Source organism: Actinokineospora iranica (genome assembly GCF_900101685.1).
In the GTDB taxonomy this organism is placed as follows: Bacteria; Actinomycetota; Actinomycetes; order Mycobacteriales; family Pseudonocardiaceae; genus Actinokineospora; species Actinokineospora iranica.
The window spans coordinates 291,420-309,409 of sequence record NZ_FMZZ01000006.1 but is presented as its reverse complement, the minus strand read 5'-3'; the positions used below and the strand labels follow the sequence as shown (position 1 = coordinate 309,409).

15 protein-coding genes are annotated in these 17,990 nt (G+C 71.4%); 12 read left to right on the top strand and 3 right to left on the bottom strand.

Annotated elements, in window-relative coordinates:
• Nucleotides 1–154 precede the first annotated feature (154 nt).
• From BLS56_RS15125 to BLS56_RS15105, 5 genes are all read left to right on the top strand, one after another.
• Nucleotides 155–910, top strand: a complete 756-nt coding sequence (locus BLS56_RS15125; RefSeq protein WP_091450744.1) for a MerR family transcriptional regulator — start codon at nucleotides 155–157, stop codon at nucleotides 908–910.
• 162 nt (nucleotides 911–1,072) lie between these two features.
• On the top strand, nucleotides 1,073–2,845 hold the full coding sequence (locus BLS56_RS15120; RefSeq protein WP_091450742.1) for an SDR family oxidoreductase: 1,773 nt from the start codon (nucleotides 1,073–1,075) through the stop codon (nucleotides 2,843–2,845).
• Between the two features lie 13 nt (nucleotides 2,846–2,858).
• On the top strand, nucleotides 2,859–3,716 hold the full coding sequence (locus tag BLS56_RS15115) for a metal-dependent hydrolase (protein WP_091450740.1): 858 nt from the start codon (nucleotides 2,859–2,861) through the stop codon (nucleotides 3,714–3,716).
• Nucleotides 3,717–3,767: 51 nt separating this feature from the next.
• On the top strand, nucleotides 3,768–4,820 hold the full coding sequence (locus BLS56_RS15110) for a PDR/VanB family oxidoreductase (RefSeq protein WP_091450738.1): 1,053 nt from the start codon (nucleotides 3,768–3,770) through the stop codon (nucleotides 4,818–4,820).
• Between the two features lie 12 nt (nucleotides 4,821–4,832).
• Nucleotides 4,833–5,627 carry an alpha/beta fold hydrolase gene (locus tag BLS56_RS15105; protein WP_091450736.1) on the top strand — a complete coding sequence of 265 codons (795 nt, stop codon included), beginning with the start codon at nucleotides 4,833–4,835 and terminating at the stop codon, nucleotides 5,625–5,627.
• A gap of 288 nt (nucleotides 5,628–5,915) precedes the next feature.
• Here the strand turns inward: BLS56_RS15105 and BLS56_RS15100 are convergent, their stop codons facing one another.
• On the bottom strand, nucleotides 5,916–6,740 hold the full coding sequence (locus tag BLS56_RS15100; RefSeq protein ID WP_091450734.1) for a Bax inhibitor-1/YccA family protein: 825 nt from the start codon (nucleotides 6,738–6,740) through the stop codon (nucleotides 5,916–5,918).
• Nucleotides 6,741–7,192: 452 nt separating this feature from the next.
• On the opposite strand from BLS56_RS15100, the gene BLS56_RS15095 reads away from it, so the two are divergent.
• The 5 genes from BLS56_RS15095 to BLS56_RS15075 all read left to right on the top strand — a co-directional run bounded on the left by BLS56_RS15095 (nucleotide 7,193) and on the right by BLS56_RS15075 (nucleotide 12,707).
• Nucleotides 7,193–8,650, top strand: coding sequence for an MSCRAMM family protein (locus tag BLS56_RS15095; protein ID WP_175482836.1), 1,458 nt, complete (start codon nucleotides 7,193–7,195; stop codon nucleotides 8,648–8,650).
• Between the two features lie 4 nt (nucleotides 8,651–8,654).
• Nucleotides 8,655–9,404, top strand: coding sequence for a class F sortase (locus BLS56_RS15090; protein WP_091450732.1), 750 nt, complete (start codon nucleotides 8,655–8,657; stop codon nucleotides 9,402–9,404).
• 134 nt (nucleotides 9,405–9,538) lie between these two features.
• Nucleotides 9,539–10,681: a polysaccharide deacetylase family protein gene (locus tag BLS56_RS15085; RefSeq protein WP_091450731.1), complete on the top strand. Its 1,143-nt coding sequence runs from the start codon at nucleotides 9,539–9,541 to the stop codon at nucleotides 10,679–10,681.
• A 92-nt stretch (nucleotides 10,682–10,773) separates the two neighbouring features.
• A complete protein-coding gene (locus tag BLS56_RS15080; RefSeq protein WP_091450729.1) occupies nucleotides 10,774–11,733 on the top strand; it encodes an ATP-binding protein in 960 nt (319 codons plus the stop codon).
• Nucleotides 11,734–11,801: 68 nt separating this feature from the next.
• Nucleotides 11,802–12,707 (top strand): coiled-coil domain-containing protein, encoded by a 906-nt coding sequence (locus BLS56_RS15075; protein ID WP_139190707.1) that lies wholly within the window; start codon nucleotides 11,802–11,804, stop codon nucleotides 12,705–12,707.
• Nucleotides 12,708–12,874: 167 nt separating this feature from the next.
• On the opposite strand, the gene BLS56_RS15070 is transcribed toward BLS56_RS15075, so the two are convergent.
• Together BLS56_RS15070 and BLS56_RS15065 are read right to left on the bottom strand one after the other, a co-directional pair.
• The gene (locus BLS56_RS15070) at nucleotides 12,875–14,095 is read right to left on the bottom strand and encodes an acetyl-CoA C-acetyltransferase (protein ID WP_091450725.1); all 1,221 of its coding nucleotides are present in this window, start codon (nucleotides 14,093–14,095) and stop codon (nucleotides 12,875–12,877) included.
• 102 nt (nucleotides 14,096–14,197) lie between these two features.
• Nucleotides 14,198–15,019 carry an SGNH/GDSL hydrolase family protein gene (locus tag BLS56_RS15065; RefSeq protein WP_175482835.1) on the bottom strand — a complete coding sequence of 274 codons (822 nt, stop codon included), beginning with the start codon at nucleotides 15,017–15,019 and terminating at the stop codon, nucleotides 14,198–14,200.
• 165 nt (nucleotides 15,020–15,184) lie between these two features.
• On the opposite strand from BLS56_RS15065, the gene BLS56_RS15060 reads away from it, so the two are divergent.
• Together BLS56_RS15060 and BLS56_RS15055 are read left to right on the top strand one after the other, a co-directional pair.
• The gene (locus tag BLS56_RS15060) at nucleotides 15,185–16,561 is read left to right on the top strand and encodes a cystathionine beta-synthase (protein ID WP_091450723.1); all 1,377 of its coding nucleotides are present in this window, start codon (nucleotides 15,185–15,187) and stop codon (nucleotides 16,559–16,561) included.
• Nucleotides 16,562–16,666: 105 nt separating this feature from the next.
• Nucleotides 16,667–17,908, top strand: a complete 1,242-nt coding sequence (locus tag BLS56_RS15055; protein ID WP_091450721.1) for a hypothetical protein — start codon at nucleotides 16,667–16,669, stop codon at nucleotides 17,906–17,908.
• The last annotated feature ends 82 nt before the right edge of the window (nucleotides 17,909–17,990 follow it).

The window sequence follows — 17,990 nt, the reverse complement described above, 5'->3', positions numbered from 1 at the left end:
CGCAGAGTCAGTGCGGTGGGCGTCCGCACTGGACACGTGCCCGCGCGGACTTGTCGATGACTTGTCGATGTTTTGCCAACCGCGCGGGCCCCCGGGCGCTTGTTCGCCAGGATGTCCACTATGGAGCCGGAACGAACCCTCTAAGCTCGGCCAGGTGGCGGAGTACCGGATCGACGACCTGGCGAGAGCGGCAGGCACCTCGGTGCGCAACGTGCGCGTTTACCAGGACCGCGAGCTGCTGCCACCGCCCGAGCGCCGCGGCCGCACCGCGATCTACGGCGACCGGCACCTGTCCCGGCTGCGGCTGATCCTCAACATGCTCGACCGCGGCTACGCGTTCGCGCAGATCAAGGAGATGCTCGACGCCTGGCAGTCCGGGCACAGCCTGGCCGACGTGCTCGGGCTGGAGGAGGCGACCGGGGCGGCCTCGTCGCACGAGCGGCCCGCTGTGGTCGCGCTGGCCGAGCTGGGCCGCATGTTCGGCGCCCAGCTCACCCCGGCCAATATCGCCAAGGCGTTGCGATTGGGCATCCTGGAGCGGCATGGCGCGCACTTCGTCGCGCCGAGTCCGAAGCTGCTGGAAGTGGGCCACGAACTGGTCCGGCTCGACGTTCCGCTCGTCGAGGTGCTGGACTTGGCCGCGGAACTGCAGACCGAGACCGACCGGGTGACCGGTTTGCTGGTCAACCTGGTCCGCAAGTACGTGTTGGACCCCAAGGGCCCCGACTGGCTGCCCAGTGGCGAAGAACTGCCGCACTACGCGGACGTGATCTCGCGGCTGCATCCATTGGTCATGTCCGCGCTAAGCGCCGCCGTCGACCGGTCGGCGCGGCGGGTTATCCCGGACATCATGGGCGATCGATTGATCGCATTGGCGGAACGGGCGCGCGCGGCGCAAGAGCGGGAATAGCGGAGCCGCTCATCCATTCATCCGGTCATTGTCGGGGGGGCGCGACGGAGCCTTGCACCTTGTCAACGGCCGTTGTAACGTTCGTCATTGTCAGGTAATGCCCAGGTCATCGCAGCCCGCCGCCCCGCTTCGGGCCGACGACGCACGCCCGAAGGAGCCGTCATGGCCAGCGAACCGCTCCGCTTCCCCGGCTCGACGCGCCACCCGGTGCCCAGGCGCCGCACCGTGCGCTCCGGCGCGGCCGAGCTGGCGGTGTTCGAGCAGGGCGACCCCGGCTCGCCGACCCTGCTGCTGGTCCACGGCTACCCCGACACCCACCGGCTCTGGGACGACATGGCCGAACGGCTCGCCGAGAGCTTCCACGTCGTCCGCTACGACACCCGCGGCTCCGGCGAGTCGACCGCGCCCCGCAAGCGGTCGGCCTACCGCACCCGGCACCTCGCCGAAGACCTGTTCGCCGTCGCCGACGCCGTCAGCCCGGACGAGCCGGTGCACGTCGTCGCGCACGACTGGGGGTCCATCCAGGCCTGGGAGGCGGTCACCGAGCCGGACGCGGACACCCGCATCGCCTCGTTCACCTCCGTCTCCGGGCCGTGCCTGGACCACGTGGGCCACTGGATGCGGCGCAGGCTGTCCCGGCCCACCCCGGCGAACGTCCGCGGGCTCTTGGGCCAGCTCGCGCACTCCTGGTACATCTACCTGTTCCACCTGCCCGTGCTGCCCGGCCTCGCCTGGCGCACCCTCATCGGGCCCCGCTGGGGCGAGATCCTGCGCCGGGTCGAGGGCGTGCACCACCGGCCCGCGCCCACCATCCGCGCGGACGCGGCCAGGGGCGTCCAGCTTTACCGGGCGAACATGGTCCCCCTGCTCAGCCGCCCCCGGCAGCGACGGGCCACGATGCCGGTGCAGGTCGTCATCCCGACGCGAGACCGGTTCGTCACCGCCGCCCTCGCCGAGGACCTGGAACGCTGGGTCGGACGGCTGTGGCGGCGCGAGGTCGTCGCCGGGCACTGGGCGCCCGCGGCCCGCCCGGACGTGCTGGCGCGGATGGTCGAGGAGTTCGTCGAGCACGTCAACGGCGCCCCGATGACCAGGAGCCTGCAACGCGCCAGGGCAGGCACGCCCGACCGCGGCCTCACCAACCGGCTCGCCGTCGTCACCGGCGCGGGCAGCGGGATCGGCCGGGCCACCGCCGCGGCGTTCGCCGAGCGCGGCGCCGAGGTGGTCGTCGCCGACATCGACTTCGACGCCGCCCGCCGCACCGCGGCCGAGATCGGCCCCGCCGCCTACCCGTACCGGGTGGACGTGGCCGACGACGAGGCCATGCGCCAGTTCGCCGAGGACGTGGCCACCGAGCACGGCGTGCCGGACATCCTGGTGAACAACGCGGGCATCGGCATGGCCGGGTCGTTGGGCACCAGCGCGGCCGACTGGCAGCGGATCGTGGACGTCAACCTGCTCGGCGTGGCCAACGGCTGCCGCGAGTTCGGCGCGCTCATGGCCGAGGCAGGCGAAGGCGGGCACATCGTCAACCTGGCCTCCGCTGCCGCCTACACGCCCAGCCGCGCCATGTCGGCGTACGCGGCGACCAAGGCGGCGGTGCTGATGCTCTCCGACTGCCTGCGGGCCGAGCTGGCCGACCAGGGCATCGGCGTCAGCGCCATCTGCCCCGGCATCGTCGCCACGGACATCACCAAGACGACCCGGTTCACCGGCGTCGACGAGGTCGAGCAGCGGCGGCTGCGCCAGCAGGCGACCAAGGCCTACGCCCGCCGCGGCTTCGGCCCGGAGCGGGTGGCCGAGGAGATCCTGCGCGCGGTGGACCGCGGCACGGCCGTCGTCCCGGTCACCCCCGAGGCCAAACTCGCCCGCATCGGCGCCCGGTTCGCCCCCGGCCTGATGCGCCGCGCCGCCCGACTCGACGTGCTTCGCTGAAGGAGGCCGCGCGATGCCTGACCCCACCGACAAGGTCGTGCTGCACGCCCGGGACGTGCGCTTCGACTGGTCCACGGTTCCCGCGCACTGGCTGCCGGGGGAGCCGGTGGCCTCGCACGCCATGAACACCCTGCACCTGGTCCTGCCCGAGGGCGAACGCTGGTTCGTGCGGGTGTTCAAGCAGGCCCTCCCGCACATCCGCGACGAGGAACTGCGGGCGGACGTGCTGGGCTTCATCGGCCAGGAGGCGATGCACGCCGAAGCGCACCAGGGGGCCGCCGACCACCTCGCCGCGCAGGGGCTGGACCCGGCACCGTTCGTCGCGCAGATCGAGTGGCTGTTCCGTTCGCTGCTCGGCGACCGCGATCTGACCGGGCCCGCTGAGCACCAGTGGCTCTTGGAGCGGTTGTCGGTCATCGCGGCCATCGAGCACTTCACGGCTGTGCTCGGGCACTGGGTGCTGACCGCGCCGCTGGAATCCGCTGGCGCCGACCCGACGATGCTCGACCTGCTGCGGTGGCACGGCGCGGAGGAAGTCGAACACCGCTCGGTCGCCTTCGACCTCTACATGCATCTGGACGGGCGCCAGGGGCGGCGGCTGCGGGCCATGGTGATCGTGGGGCCGCTGCTGATGTGGATGCTGGTTCGCTGCACCCGGTGGCTGCTGGCGCACGACCCGCAGCGGCCTGAGCGTCCTCGGTGGCGGGATTACCGGCGGCTGGCCCGGCGTGGGCTGCTGCCGGGGCCTCGGGAGTTGCTGCCCGCGTTCTGGCGGTATCTGCCTCGCTCGTATCACCCGCGCGATGAGGGCTCGACCGAGTTGGCGGTGGCGTACCTGGCTAGTTCCCCCGCGGCCAAGGCGGCTGGGTGATGGCTTGGCCGGGCGGGTTCGGAAGGGCTGATCGTGTCGGTTAGGGGCGGGATGGTGTTTTCCGGGGCCGGGTCCGGGGACTGGAGCGCGCCGCCGGATCTGTACGGGCGGCCGCGGGCGGACCGGGCGATGCTGGGGGTGGCCCGGGTGGTGTCGGGGGTGCTGCGGCTGAGCCGCCGCGGCGTTCGTCGGCAGCCGGTGGTGCGGCCGGTGGACCGGGACCTGCGGCTGGTTGTGCGGGCGGTCACCGCCGAGGCCGACGGTGTGGTGTCGCTGCGGTTGGCGGACCCAGCTGGGGCCGCGCTGCCGCCGTGGCGGCCTGGGGGGCATCTGGATGTGGTGCTGCCCTCGGGCAGGTGTCGGCAGTATTCACTGTGCGGGGACCCGGCGGATCGCCTCGGGTACCGGATCGCGGTTCGGCTGGTGCCGAATGGCGGCGGTGGGTCCGTGGAGATCCACTCGTCGGTCGGCGTGGGAGACGTGCTGACGGTGCGGGGGCCGCGCACCGCGTTTCCGTTCGTGGGGCGGGGGCCGTACCTGTTTGTCGCGGGAGGTATCGGCATCACGCCGATCCTGCCGATGGTGCACGCCGCCGAGAGGGCGGGGGCCGACTGGCGATTGGTCTACACAGGACGGACGCGGGCGTCGATGCCGTTCCTGGACGAGCTTCCAGGCGACGAGCGAGTGTCCATAGTGGAAGGGATGCCCACGGCGGCCGAATTGCTGGCCACCGCGCCGGAAGGGGCCTCGGTCTACCTGTGCGGGCCGCCGCCGATGGTGGCCGCCGTCCGGGGGGAGTGGGGTGGGGCGCTGCACTTCGAGCGGTTCTCCGCCGCGCCGGTGGTGAACGGCAAGCCGTTCGAGATGCAGGTGGGCGTGGGCGGGCCGGTCGTGCCGGTAGCCGCTGACGAGACCGCGTTGACGGCGTTGCTGCGCGTGCGGCCGGATGCGGCTTACTCGTGCAGGCAAGGGTTTTGCGGCACCTGCGAGGTCAAGGTGGCCGCGGGCGCCGTCGACGGCCGGGGACGTGCTCTGTCCGAAGAGGACTCAATGCTGGTGTGTGTCTCGCGGGCGGTCGGCGACCGGCTCGTGCTGGATGTGTGAAGGGAAGTCCCCATGACCATCGAGGTCGCCTACGACCGGCGCGGCCAGGGCAGCCCGCTGGTGCTGCTGCACGGCATCGGACACCGCTGGCAGGCCTGGGAACCGGTGCTCGACCGGCTCGCCGAGCGGCACGACGTCATCGCCGTCGACCTGCCCGGCTTCGGGGCGTCCCCGGCGCTGCCGCCGGACCGGACGCATGACGTCGACGGGATGATCGGGGCGCTCGGGGAGGTCTTCGCGGATCTCGGGATCGGGCGACCGCACCTCGCGGGCAACTCGCTAGGCGGGATGCTGGCGCTGGAGATGGCTTCCCGTGGACTGGCCGCGTCGGCGACCGCGTTCTCGCCTGCCGGGTTCTGGACCCCGCGCGGGCGGGCCTGGGGTATCCGAGTTCTCCGAGCGGTGCGGCTGACGGCGCGGGCCCCGCTGCGCGAGGCGCTGGTCCAGCGGAAGCTGGTGCGGGTTCTCGGTGGCAGCGTTCTGTTCGGGAAGCCTGGCGTGATCAGTGCCGAGGTGATGCTCGCCGACATGGCCGCGATGGTGGCCGCGCCGGGCTTTGACGCTGTCATCGCCGCGGGTGGGGCTGATTATGTGTTCGCCTGCCCGCCGCCCGCGGTGCCGGTGACGGTCGCCTGGGGGAGTCGGGACCGGGTGCTGTGGCCTCGGCAGGCCCGTCGGGCGGCGGAACTGCTGCCCGCTGCCCGGCATGTGTCGCTGCGGGGGTGCGGGCATGTTCCGATGAGCGACGATCCGGGGCGAGTGGCGGATCTGATCTTGGAGACTTGTCGGGATGCTCGGCTTGTGTGATGGGCTTCTCGGGCTCTCGTGGGTCTGCTCGATGGGGTGGAGTGGTTTCTTCGGGGCCCCTACGAAGGAAGACCGCCGTGTGAAAGACGGGTGGGAAGCCTTCGGCCTCACACGTGCGAAGCCAGCTTAGCGATCTTCCTTCGCCCCAGAAGAAACCACTCCAACCCCATCGAGCACCTGGCGTGGGGCTGGGGTGGGCGGGGCTTGGGGTTTGGGCTTGGGGGAAAGGCAGAAGCCCGCCTTCGCGAGGGGCGAAGGCGGGCCTCTGTGGGGCTGGTGTCAGTTGGGTCAGTCGCTGCTCTGGAGCATGTAGAGCAGGCGCAGGATCTCCAGGTACAGCCAGACCAGGGTGGTCATCAGGCCGAAGGCGACGTACCAGGCCCACTTCGACGGGGTGCCGCTGCGGATCATCTGGTCCGCCATGTCGAAGTCGAGCAGGAAGTTGAACGCGGCGATGCCGATGAACAGCAGGGAGATGCCGATGCCGAGCGGACCGGCGTCACGCAGGCCCAGGTTCACGCCGAACATCGACAGGAGCAGGTTCACCAGCATGAGGCCAGCCGCGCCCATGGTGGCGCCGATGATCCACTTGGTGAGCTTCGGGGTGACCTTGATCGCGCCGGTCTTGTAGACCACCAGCATGGTGATGAACACCAGGGCGGTGCCGAGGACGGCCTGGAGGGCGATGCCGTTTCCAGGGAGCAGGGCCTCGAACACGCCGGTGATCGCGCCGAGGAAAACGCCCTCGGCGGCGGAGTAAGCGAGGACAAGGGCCGGGTTGGGCGTCTTCTTGAAGATGATGACCAGCGACAGCACCAGGCCGACGATCAGGCCACCGATCATCGGGGGGTACGGGCTGATGGACCCGCCCAGCACCGCCATCGCGGTGATGATGCCCGTCAGCAGTGCGGTGCCCAGGGTCATCGCGGTCTTGACGACCACGTCGTCCACGGTCATGGGACGGTCGCTGGCCGCCGCTGGCGCAGCGCCGTAGCCGCCGTATCCGGGGGGACCCGGCTGCTGGTAGCCCTGGGCCTGGGGTTGGAAGCCGGCGTACGAGCCGTAACCGCTGTTCGGCAGGTTGCGGAACGCGGGGTTGCTGGTAGAGCGCACCTGATCCTCCTGGGCCTGAATGGCGCCTTGCACGGGTTCAACGATCGACCCGGCTGACCGGTTCCCGTTGGGTAAAACACACTTTACCCACACCGGCGACGCCGCCGATTCGGAACCTGGGATGCCCGGTCTCGATCCACTGATGACGCTCAGCGTAACCAAGGCAGGGCGTGGAGCAGCGGTGATTACTCCCTTCGGGCGGCAACTGTGACCTTTGGTGGGTCCGACCGGGGGCGATGCCGCCGCGCGCGGGACGGGTGAATCCTCCCAATGGAGGGTTGCGGGCCTGGCCAAGAGCAACAAGGCTCGGCCACGGTGCGCGCTGAGTGTCCACACGGTCACGTGACGTGGCCCACGTCTCCCCGGCCCTCGGTTCGCGCCACCGGGATCGTCAGGGACACCAGGCGCGGACGGCGTGCGCTGCCGACGCGCGGCAAGGAGCGGACTACACAATGGGGCGAACCACACTGGGCGCGCGCCTGACCGCGGGGGCAGCGGGCGTCGCGACGCTGGCCGCGGTCTTCCTCGCGGTCGGCGCGCCGACCGCCACCGCCGAAATCCAGAACGGGCTGGGCTACGAGACCGCCCCCGCCCAGCCGTACCAGGGCAACCCCGACGCCTCGGACTGGCTCGGCTCCTACATGGTCGGCGGGAAGCAGGTGTGGTGCGTCCAGTACGCGCACCACGCGCCCGACTCCGACGAGCAGTACCACCCGGGCGAGCCGCTCAAGACCAAGTGGGGCACCGAGCTGAAGCCCGCCGTCGCGGCCGACATCTCTTATCTCCTCTTGCGCTACACGAACACCAAGAGCGCGGACGAGTCCGCTGCCCTGGCCCACCTGCTGCACCAGTGGACCGCGGCGCCGCTGCACCCCGACCAGCTCGCCCCGACCAACGACTTCCGCACGATCGCCTACAACGCCCAGTACCACCTGGACAAGCTGCCCGCGTCCGCCAAGGCCGCGGTCGACCGGCTCAAGGAGGACGCCAGCGCCAACCACGGCCCGTGGACGACGGCGATCACCAAGCCTGCCAAGCCGCAGATCATCGGCACCCCCGACACCTGGACGATCGAGGTCCGCAACGCCGCGGACAAGGGTGTGGCCAAGGTCCCCGTGACCATCACGCTCACCGACGCCACCTCCGGCGGTAAGAGCACGCTGACAGTCCCCACCAAGGACGACGGCAGCGGTGTCGCGCTGGAGGTCATCCCGACCGGGCCGAACCCGTCCGTGAAGATCAGCCTGGCCAGCCCCGCCGACCGCCCGGTCGTGCAGCAGGCCGTCCAGGTCAACACCCAGCGTGTGGTGAGCACCGGCGGCGAGAAGGAGCTCACCGCCGAGAGCAAGACCACCGCGGTGACCGCCCCGGGCGCGGCCAAGGTGACCAAGACCGACGAGAAGACCGGCAAGGGCATCGCCGGGGTTTCCCTGCGGATCACCGCGGCCGACAAGACCGCCCCCGCGGTCGCCCAGGACGGCAAGCCGCTCGTCGGCGAGGACACCAAGCCGCTGGTCGTGGTGACCGGCGCGGACGGCACGGCCGACGTGCCGAACCTGAGGACCCCGCAGGAGATCTGCGTCACCGAGGTCGCCGCGCCGCCGGGCTACGAGCAGGCGTTCGACCCGGCGGCCCCGCCGTCGGCGTGCGGGAACGTGGAACCGGGCGGCACGCTTGCCGTGAAGCTGGTCAACAAGCCGAACGTGCCTACCGTGCCGCAGACAATCCCGGCGGGTGACACCCCGGCCCTCGCGGCCGCCGTGCTCGACGACGGCGGGCCGTCCACCGGCCTGCTGGTCGCGCTGAGCGCGCTGCTGCTGCTCGCGGCGGGCACCGGAGCCACGATCGTGCGACGGGCCCGCGGGCCGCAGGTGGTCGGCCGCCGGATGCGCAAGGACTGGGGGCACTAGCGGCATGGCCCACCGAGGTTCGAGGTTCGCCCCGCCCGCGGTCGCGGGCGGGGCGGGGCTGCTCGTCGTCGCGGTGACGGCGCTGACCTTCGCCGTCCCGGAACGGGTGAGCGGGCTTCCCTTCGCCGGGGCGGCCGCGGTCTCCCTCGCCGAGGTCCGCAACGCCGCCGCGATGAGCGGCGCGGTCGCGGAGAGCCTGCGCCTGCGGATCAAGCCCGCGCCGGAAGCGCCCGTCCCGCAGGCGCCTGCTCCGCAGCAGGCCCCGCCGCCCGTCCCGGCGGCCGCCCCCGCGCCCGTCGCGCCCAAGCCGTCCGGGCAGCGCCCCGGCACGGTCCGGCTGGCCAAGGGCGGCACGGCGACCCTGATCCGCAAGGAACTCGACGCCGACGCCACCCTCCCGGTCCCCGGCGGGGTGCGGGAGGCGACCTGGTGGGGCGCCGGGCTCGACGCGCCCACCGGGGCGACGGTGTTCGCCGGGCACGTCAACTGGAAGGGCCAGACGGGCCCGTTCGCCGAACTGTGGGATGCGCGCGAGGGCGATACCGTGTCCGTTGTGGACGCGGAGGGGCGTCCCTGGCGGTACCGCGTCTCGCGCGTGGAGACCGTCGCCAAGCACGACCTGCCGCACCGCGCCGAAGAGTTCTTCGGTCAGGCGGGCCCGCACCGACTGGTGCTGGTCACCTGTGGCGGCCAGTGGGTCGGCGGGCAGGACGGGTACGAGTCGAACCGCGTCGTGATCGCGGTTCCGCAGTAACAGCGGTTCCGCAGTAACAGCGGTTCCGGCATAAGAGCCCGCTACAGCGTAAGAGCGGCCGAGGGCGACGCGCTCTCGGTGAAGGCGTCTATCCGTTCGGGGAGGAAAAGCCGCAAACCCTGGTGGGAGACACGATGAGCAGACGTTGGGACACCATCGGCATCGGTCTGGGACTGGTGGTGACCTTCATCGTGTTGGTGGTGCTCGGCACGATCCGGCCCGACGGCGGCCCTCCCGCGATCCGGCCCGACAGCGGCCCCCGCACCGTGCCGGGCACCTCGGTCCCCCAGGGCGCGGCGAGTCCCGCGGCCTGGATGCGCAAACTGGTCCCCGGTGAGAGACCGCCCCAGTTCGTGTTGTTCTCCTTCGACGGCGCGGGTTCCCACCAGCACTGGCAGCGCTTCCTGCGGGTGGCGAGCGACGTCGACGCGCACTTCTCCGCATTCCTCTCCGGGATCTACCTGCTCACCGATTCACAGAAGACCGACTACACCGGACCCGGCCACCGGCCCGGCCGCGCCACGATCACCTTCGGCGGGTCCGAGGAGAACGTTCGCGCCCTCGTCGGCGACCTGAACACCGCCGTCGCCGACGGACACGAGATCGGCACCCACTACAACGGACACTTCTGCCGGGGCGCGGAGCCCAGCGTCGGCCGGTGGGACACCGCCCAGTGGACCAGCGAACTCGACCAGTTCTTCACCTTCCTCGACCGCGCGGAAGCCCTCGGCCTGCGGATCGACCGGGACGCCGTCAAGGGCGGGCGCACGCCGTGCCTGGAGGGCCGCTTCGACCAGTTGGCGCCCGCGCTGACCGCGCGCGGTATGACTTACGACTCCAGCCAGGTCACCGACGGCATGGCTTGGCCGACGCGGCGGGACGGCCTGTGGGAGTTCCCGTTGCCGAGCGTGCGGGTGCCCGCCGCGGGGTTCCGGCACGCGATCATGATGGACTACAACTTCTGGTTCCTGCTCAGCCGAGGCAAGGACGAGCCCGCCCGGGCGGAGGAGTTCGCCCGGATCACCCTGGAGACCTACCAGCGCGCTTACCAGGCCGCGTATAACGGAAACCGGGCGCCGATGGTCGTGGGCAACCACTTCAACGACTGGTCCGGTGGCGCGTTCATGACCGCGACGGAGCGGTTCATGGGCGAGGTGTGCGTGCGCGCGGAGACGGTCTGCGCGACCCACAGCGAGGTCGTCGACTGGCTGGCGCTGCAAGACCCGGCCGTGCTGGCCGCCTACCGCGCCCTGCCCAACGCCCAGATCACCGAGTAGGGCTGACCACTATTCAGTGAACCGACTTGCCTGGGATAATGAAAACCGATACCAATACGTAGGTCCTAGCTCCTCGCTTCTGGAGACCTCACGTGAAGATCGCCTTCGTCGGCAAGGGCGGCAGCGGCAAGACCACGCTCGCTTCGCTGTTCCTCCGTCACCTCGCCGCCGAGACGCCCGCGCCCGCCATGCTGGCGCTGGACGCGGACATCAACCAGCACCTCGGTGTCGCCCTCGGCGCGCCGGAGGCCCTGGTGATGCCCACTCTCGGAGCGAACCTCCCCGTCATCAAGGACTACCTGCGCGGCGACAACCCGCGCGTGCTCTCGACCTCCGACATGGTCAAGACGACCCCGCCCGGACGCGGGTCGCGGCTGGTCGGCATCGATGAGGACAACCCCGTCTACCGGGAGTGCGTGCGCGAGGTCGGCGGCATCCGGCTCGCGGTCACCGGGCCGTTCACCGAGGGCGACCTCGGCGTGTCCTGCTACCACTCCAAGGTCGGCGCGGTCGAGCTGCTGCTCAACCACATGGTCGACGGGGCGGGGGAGTACGCCGTGGTCGACATGACCGCGGGCGCCGACTCGTTCGCGTCCGGCCTGTTCACCCGGTTCGACGTCACCTTCCTGGTGTGCGAGCCCACCGTGCGCAGCATCGGCGTCTACCGGCAGTACCTCGGCTACGCCCGCGACTTCGGGGTGCGCCTCGCGGTCGTCGGCAACAAGATCAGCGACGGCGAAGACCTCGACTTCCTCCGCGAGCAGGTCGGCGACGACCTGCTCACCTGGGTCGGCCGGTCCGCGCACGTGCGCGCCGCCGAGCGCGGTGACCTGCGTCCCATCGACACCCTGGAGCCGGAGAACCGCGACGCGCTGCGCGCCATGCGGACCCTGGTCGACGGTGTCGAGAAGGACTGGCCCACCTACCAGCGCCAGGCCGTCGAGTTCCACCTGCGCAACGCGCGGGCGTGGGCGAGCGACCGCGCGGGCCGCGACCTGGCCGATCAGGTCGACCCGGACTTTGTGCCCGGCCCGGTGGCGCTGGCCCATTAGGACTGATCGGGGCCACGGACGGCGGGCTGCGGTGTTGCCGTTCGTGGTGGCCCGGGTACCGTCATTCCATGGCCTCCCAGCAGGATCGCGACCCCGTGGCTTTCACGGTCGTGCGACACGGGTTCGACCGGACCCAGGTGACCCAGCACGTGCAGCGGTTGGAGGTCGAGGCCGCCCGCGCCGCCACCGAGCGCGACGAGATCCGCGTCCGGCTGGACGAGACCACGGGCCAACTCGAACTCGCCCGCCGCGAGATCGCCGCCCTGACCGAGCGCCTGGACAAGATCGGCACCGCCGCCGCGGCTGCGGCCGCCCCCAACGCGGCCGAGCGGGCGGCCCGGTCCCTGGTCGTGGCCAAGGCGCAGGCATCGGAGATCAACAGCCGCGCGAAGGCCGCGGCCGAGACGGTGTGGTCGGCGGCGGAAGACGCCTCAGCCGCCCTGCGCGAGCGCTACACGGCCCTGCTGGCCGAGGTCGACCGCCAGCACGCCGAGGTCCACGCCGCCCACAAGAAGATCATGGACGAGGCCAAGGCCAAGGTCGCCGCCATGACCACGGAGGCCGAACGCAGGCAGAAGGAAATAGACGACCTCGCCGAACGCGACCGCCAGCGCGTCGAGGAGCGGTTCCAGCAGGAAACCAAGGCCAAGCGCGAAGAACTCGCCCGCGAGATCGAAACCGCCCGGCTGACCAGCACCGAGGAAGCCAACCGCCGCGTCCGTGAGGCCATCGAAGAAGCCGATCGGATCATCACCGACGCCACTGGCCGCGTCGAACGCCTCGACGCGCTGCGCGACCAGTTGGCAGGCAAGCTGCGCGGCACATCGGACCTGATCAACCAGAGCGTGGACCTGTTGGAGCCGTTGGAAGCCGAAGCCGAGTTGGTGCCGGAGTCCCTGGAGTCCCTGGAATTGGTCGAGCCACCGGCGCCGCTGGAAGAAGAGTCCAACCGGGACCACAGTCGGGCCCAGTAGCGCGATCGGCGTTGTCACGCCCTGCTTTCCCGCGGCTTCGTGAATTCCGCTGGGTCTTTATGGCAATCGCTGACACCACGCGCCAAAAAGCCACCAGCTTCCGCCTGGGAAATCGGCGGAAGCTGGTGGCGGTATTCGTCAGGCAGGCTTGTTCCCCGCCGAGGCGATCAGCTCAGGCGTTCCAGGACCATGGCCATGCCCTGGCCGCCGCCGACGCACATGGTCTCCAGGCCGAACTGCTTGTCGTGCCACTGGAGGGAGTTGATCAGGGTGGTGGCGATGCGCGCTCCGGTCATGCCGAAGGGGTGGCCGATGGCGATGGCGCCGCCGTTGACATTCAGTTTGTCCTCGTCGATGCCGAGGTCGCGGGCCGACGGGATGACCTGCGCCGCGAAGGCCTCGTTGATCTCCACCAGGTCGATGTCGTTGATGGTCAGGCCCGCCTTGGCCAGCGCGCGCTTGGACGCCTCGACGGGGCCAAGGCCCATGATCTCCGGCGACAGGCCGGAGACGCCGGTGGAGACGACGCGGGCCAGGGGGGTGAGGCCGAGGGCCTTGGCCTTGGTGTCGGACATGATCACCAGGGCGGCGGCGCCGTCGTTGAGGGGGCAGCAGTTGCCCGCGGTGACGCGGCCGTCGGGGCGGAAGACCGGCTTGAGGGTCGCCGTCTTCTCGTAGGTGATGCCGGGGCGGGGGCCGTCGTCGGTGTCCACGACGCGGCCGTCGGGGAGGGTGACGGGGGTGATCTCGCGGGCCCAGAAGCCGTCCTTGATGGCCTGCTCGGCGAGGTTCTGCGAGCGGACGCCGAAGTGGTCCATGTCCTCGCGGGTGACGCCCTTGAGCAGCGCCAGGTTCTCCGCGGTCTGGCCCATCGCGATGTAGGCGTCGGGGACGATGCCGTCGGCGCGCGGGTCGTGCCACTCGTCGGCGCCGCTCTCGGCCACCGCGGCGGTGCGGGCGACGGCGTCGGCGAACAGCGGGTTCTGCGTGTCGGGCCAGGAGTCGGAGCTGCCCCTGGCGAAGCGGGACACCGTCTCGACGCCCGCCGAGATGAACACGTCGCCCTCACCGGCCTTGATCGCGTGCAGCGCCATCCGGGTGGTCTGCAGCGACGAGGCGCAGTAGCGGGTGACCGTGCAGCCGGGGATGTGGTCGTAGCCGAGCAGCACCGACACGATCCGGCCCATGTTGAAGCCCTGCTCGCCGCCGGGCAGGCCGCAGCCCAGCATCAGGTCGTCGATCTCGGTCGGGTCGAGCGCGGGCACCTTGTCCAGCGCGGCGCGGACCATCTGCGCGGCGAGGTCGTCGGGGCGGATGTCGACCAGCGACCCCTTCCCGGCGCGCCCGATGGGGGATCGGACGGCGGAGACGATGACTGCCTCAGGCATGGCGGGTACTCCTTCGCGATTGCCGGTCTGCACGACCCGGCCGATGTTACTCGCAAGTAACCGTAACCGCGCAGAGCATTCGGGACGGTGTGACGGCCCTGCTCAGCGGGCTGCCTCCGCACTTTTCCACACCCCGGCCGCCGCGCACAGCGGGGCGAGCATCACCTCGGCGGCGAGCGCGTAGCCCGCCCCGTTCGGGTGAAATCGGTCCGGGCTGAACAGGTCCTGCGGCCGCGCCAGGAAGTGCGGCGACAGCAGCGCGGCCAGCGGCACAGACGTCGCCTCGGTCCGGGAGAGCTCCCGGGCCTGCGCCCTGGCCAGCGCCAGGCTCCACCGCCGCGCGACGGTCCGCAGCGGCTGCGGGATGGGCGCGATCGCGCCCAGGTCCGGGCACGTGCCCACGACGACCCCGGTGCCGACCGCGAGCAGCCTGCGGACCTGCGCGGCGAGCAGCGCGGCCGACGCCGCGACGCTCATCCTGGCCGTCACGTCGTTGCCGCCGACCAGCACGACCGCCACGTCCGGCGGGTCGGCCAAGGCCCGGTCCACCTGGTCGATCAGGTCAGTCGTGCGCGACCCGCTCACCGCGTACGTGGTCAGCCGCACCGGCCTGCCCGACTCCTCGGCCAGCCCGCGCGCCAGCAGCACGCCGGGCAGCAGGTCGGGCGACTCGGCGCCGAGCCCGGCCGCGCTGGAGTCGCCGAAGACCGCCAGCGTCAGCATCCGGTCGACCGGCACGGGCACCGGCCCCGGACCGTGCGGCAGGTAGCCGCCGTCGGCGTTGAACGGCAGGTCGCGCGGCACGCCGATGACCGTGCGGGCCCGCCGCGACTGGGTATTGAGCACCGAATACGCCGCGCCGGACAACCCGCCGACCGAGCCCGCCGCCAGCGCCAGCATCCGCAGCCCCCTGATCCAGCCCATCGCCTGCCTCCTCCCGCAACACGGGTTACTCATCACCTATCGCGAGACCCCCCGGTTCCTTGTTACCAAGAGGCGTCAACCTGGCGCCCGGATACCGCAGGGCTAGGCTTCGTCGCAGGGCCGCATCGCAGGTCCTGGACGTGATCACCCCCAAAGGAGACCCCGGTGGAGTACGTCGAGCACATCATCGATCTTGTCGGCGACACGCCGCTGGTGAAGCTGAACTCGCTCGCCGCGGGGCTGTCCCCGACCGTGTTGGCCAAGGTGGAGTACTTCAACCCCGGCGGCAGCGTGAAGGACCGTATCGCGCTGCGCATGGTCGAGGCCGCGGAGAAGTCCGGCGAGTTGCGCCCCGGCGGCACGATCGTGGAGCCCACCTCCGGCAACACCGGCGTCGGGCTGGCCATGGTCGCCCAGCGCAGGGGCTACAAGTGCGTCTTCGTGTGCCCGGACAAGGTCAGCGAGGACAAGCGCAACGTCCTCAAGGCCTACGGCGCGGAGGTCGTGGTGTGCCCGACCGCGGTGGCCCCCGAGCACCCCGACTCCTATTACAACGTCTCCGACCGGCTCGTCCGCGAGATCGAGGGCGCCTGGAAGCCCAACCAGTACGCCAACCAGGAGAACCCGGCGAGCCACTACGCCTCCACCGGTCCTGAGCTGTGGAAGCAGACCGACGGCCGGATCACGCACTTCGTCGCGGGCGTCGGCACCGGCGGCACGATCAGCGGCACCGGCCGCTACCTCAAAGAGGTCTCCGAGGGCCGGGTCAAGGTCATCGGCGCGGACCCGGAGGGCTCGGTCTACTCCGGCGGCACCGGCCGCCCGTACCTGGTCGAGGGCGTCGGCGAGGACTTCTGGCCCGAGACCTACGACCGCGGCATCGCCGACGAGATCATCGCCGTCAGCGACGCGGAGTCCTTCGAGGTCACCCGACGGCTCGCCCGCGAGGAAGGCCTGCTGGTCGGCGGCTCCTGCGGCATGGCCGCCGCAGCCGCGCTGCGCCTGGCCCAGCGCCTCGGCCCGGACGACGTCGTGGTCGTGCTGCTGCCCGACGGCGGCCGCGGCTACCTGTCGAAGGTCTTCAACGACTCCTGGATGGCCCAGTACGGCTTCCTCCCGCCCGAGCACTCCGGCGCGACCGTCGGCGACGTCCTGCGCCGCAAGAGCGCGACCGGCGCGCTGCCGGAGTTCATCCACGCCCACCCCACCGAGACCGTCGCCGACGCGGTGGCGATCCTGCGGGAGTTCGGCGTGAGCCAGATGCCCGTGGTCAACGCCGAACCGCCGGTCATGGCCGCGGAGGTCGTCGGCGCGGTCAACGAGCGCGACCTCCTCGACGCCCTGTTCACCGGAAAGGCCGCCCTCGCCGACCGGCTCGACCGGCACATGTCCGGCCCGCTGCCCACCATCGGCGCGGGCGAGCAGGTCACCGCCGCGATGAGCGCGCTGGCCGCGGCCGACGGCGCCCTGGTGCTGGTCGACGGCAAACCCGCGGGCGTGGTGACCAGGCAGGACCTTCTGGGTTTCCTTGCGGGCAGGTGAAGCCCCGGGAACGGTGTCCGGCGCGGCGCGCAGTGCAATAAGCCATCCGATAGCGTTACCGGCGATGCGAGACGACATTCCAGGTCAAAAGGGGTGGGAAACCCGATGAGCTCTCCCCAGCCGCCGAATCAGCCGTGGCAGGGCGGTCAGCCCCCGCAGTGGCCTGGTCAGCCAGGCCAGGACCAGGGGCAGCCGCAGTACGGCCAGCCACCGGGCTACCCGCCCGCGCAGCAGCAGCAGCCGGACCCGAATCAGCCGCAGTACGCCCAGCCGCCCGGCCCCAACACCGGGGCCGACGGCGTCGAACGCACCCAGGCCATCCGCCCAGGCCAGCCGGTGCCCGGCCAGGACACCCCCGGCCAGGACACCCCCGGCCAGGACACCCCCGGCCAGGAGGACGAGGGCTCCGACCGCACCCAGGTCGTCCGCCCCGGCCAGGGCGCGCCCAACCAGAGCCAGCCCGAGGCCACCCAGGTGGTGCAGCCCGGCTCGATCCCGCAGGCAGCGCCGCAGTACACCCCACCGCCCAGCGCGACGGACTCGCCCGCGGGCGGTTTCGGCCAGCCCCAGTCCCCGTACGGCCAGCCGCAGTACGGGCAGCAGCCGCAGGGGTACGGCCAGCCCCAGCCGGGCTACGGCCAGCCGGGCGGTTACCCGCAGCAGGGCGGCTTCGCCCAGCAGGGCGGCTTCGGCCCCCAGCCGAACTTCGGCGGCCAGAGCGGCAACACGGCCGTGGTGGCGATGATCGTGCAGGGCGCGATCGCCCTGCTCGGCCTGCTCGGCGTGATCGGCAGCCTGTCGTCGCTGTCACCGGCGTCCGCCGTCGGCGGCCCGGTCGTCGTTTTCGTGATTCTGCAGCTTGTCGCCTCTGCCTTGGCGCTCGCGGGCGCGGTCCTGTTGTTCCTGCGCAAGACCGAGTTCGCGCACCTGCTGGTGATCGCGGGCGGCGGCCTGCTTGTGCTGACCACGATCTTGGTGATGGTCACTTACGCCATCATCGGCGGGACTCTCTCGATCGTGTTGGGCCTGCTCATCGCGGGTGCGGGCGCGATGTACTTCTTCCCGCAGACCAGGCCGTACCTGGTGTCGAGCCCGCCGCTCGGCAGCGGTTCAGGTGGCCCCACCGGTGGGTTCGGCCAGCCGCAGCAGCAGGGTTACGGCCAGCCGCAGCCGGGCTACGGCCAGCAGGGCGGCTACGGCCAGCCGCCCCAGGGGTACGGGCAGCAGCCGCCGCCGCAGCCGGGCTACGGGCAGCCGCCCCCGCCGGGCTACGCCCCGCCGACCGGCCAGCAGCCGGGCTACGGGCCGCCGCCGCAGCAGGGGCAGCAGCCGCCTCAGCAGTGGTAAGAGCGTTAACGACCATTCGATGGACCCCGACACGAAGTCGGGGTCCATCGGCGTCTGAGGGAACGGCGCGGGCCTAGCCTGA

Excerpts from the sequence above, each read along its gene's own strand:
- BLS56_RS15120 (WP_091450742.1), top strand. The coding sequence starts at position 1,073 with ATGGCCAGCGAACCGCTCCGCTTCCCCGGCTCGACGCGCCACCCGGTG.
- BLS56_RS15105 (WP_091450736.1), top strand. The coding sequence starts at position 4,833 with ATGACCATCGAGGTCGCCTACGACCGGCGCGGCCAGGGCAGCCCGCTG.
- BLS56_RS15085 (WP_091450731.1), top strand. The coding sequence starts at position 9,539 with ATGAGCAGACGTTGGGACACCATCGGCATCGGTCTGGGACTGGTGGTG.
- BLS56_RS15095 (WP_175482836.1), top strand. The coding sequence starts at position 7,193 with ATGGGGCGAACCACACTGGGCGCGCGCCTGACCGCGGGGGCAGCGGGC.
- BLS56_RS15110 (WP_091450738.1), top strand. The coding sequence starts at position 3,768 with ATGGTGTTTTCCGGGGCCGGGTCCGGGGACTGGAGCGCGCCGCCGGAT.
- BLS56_RS15070 (WP_091450725.1), bottom strand. The coding sequence starts at position 14,095 with ATGCCTGAGGCAGTCATCGTCTCCGCCGTCCGATCCCCCATCGGGCGC.
- BLS56_RS15055 (WP_091450721.1), top strand. The coding sequence starts at position 16,667 with ATGAGCTCTCCCCAGCCGCCGAATCAGCCGTGGCAGGGCGGTCAGCCC.
- BLS56_RS15075 (WP_139190707.1), top strand. The coding sequence starts at position 11,802 with ATGGCCTCCCAGCAGGATCGCGACCCCGTGGCTTTCACGGTCGTGCGA.
- BLS56_RS15115 (WP_091450740.1), top strand. The coding sequence starts at position 2,859 with ATGCCTGACCCCACCGACAAGGTCGTGCTGCACGCCCGGGACGTGCGC.
- BLS56_RS15065 (WP_175482835.1), bottom strand. The coding sequence starts at position 15,019 with ATGGGCTGGATCAGGGGGCTGCGGATGCTGGCGCTGGCGGCGGGCTCG.
- BLS56_RS15090 (WP_091450732.1), top strand. The coding sequence starts at position 8,655 with ATGGCCCACCGAGGTTCGAGGTTCGCCCCGCCCGCGGTCGCGGGCGGG.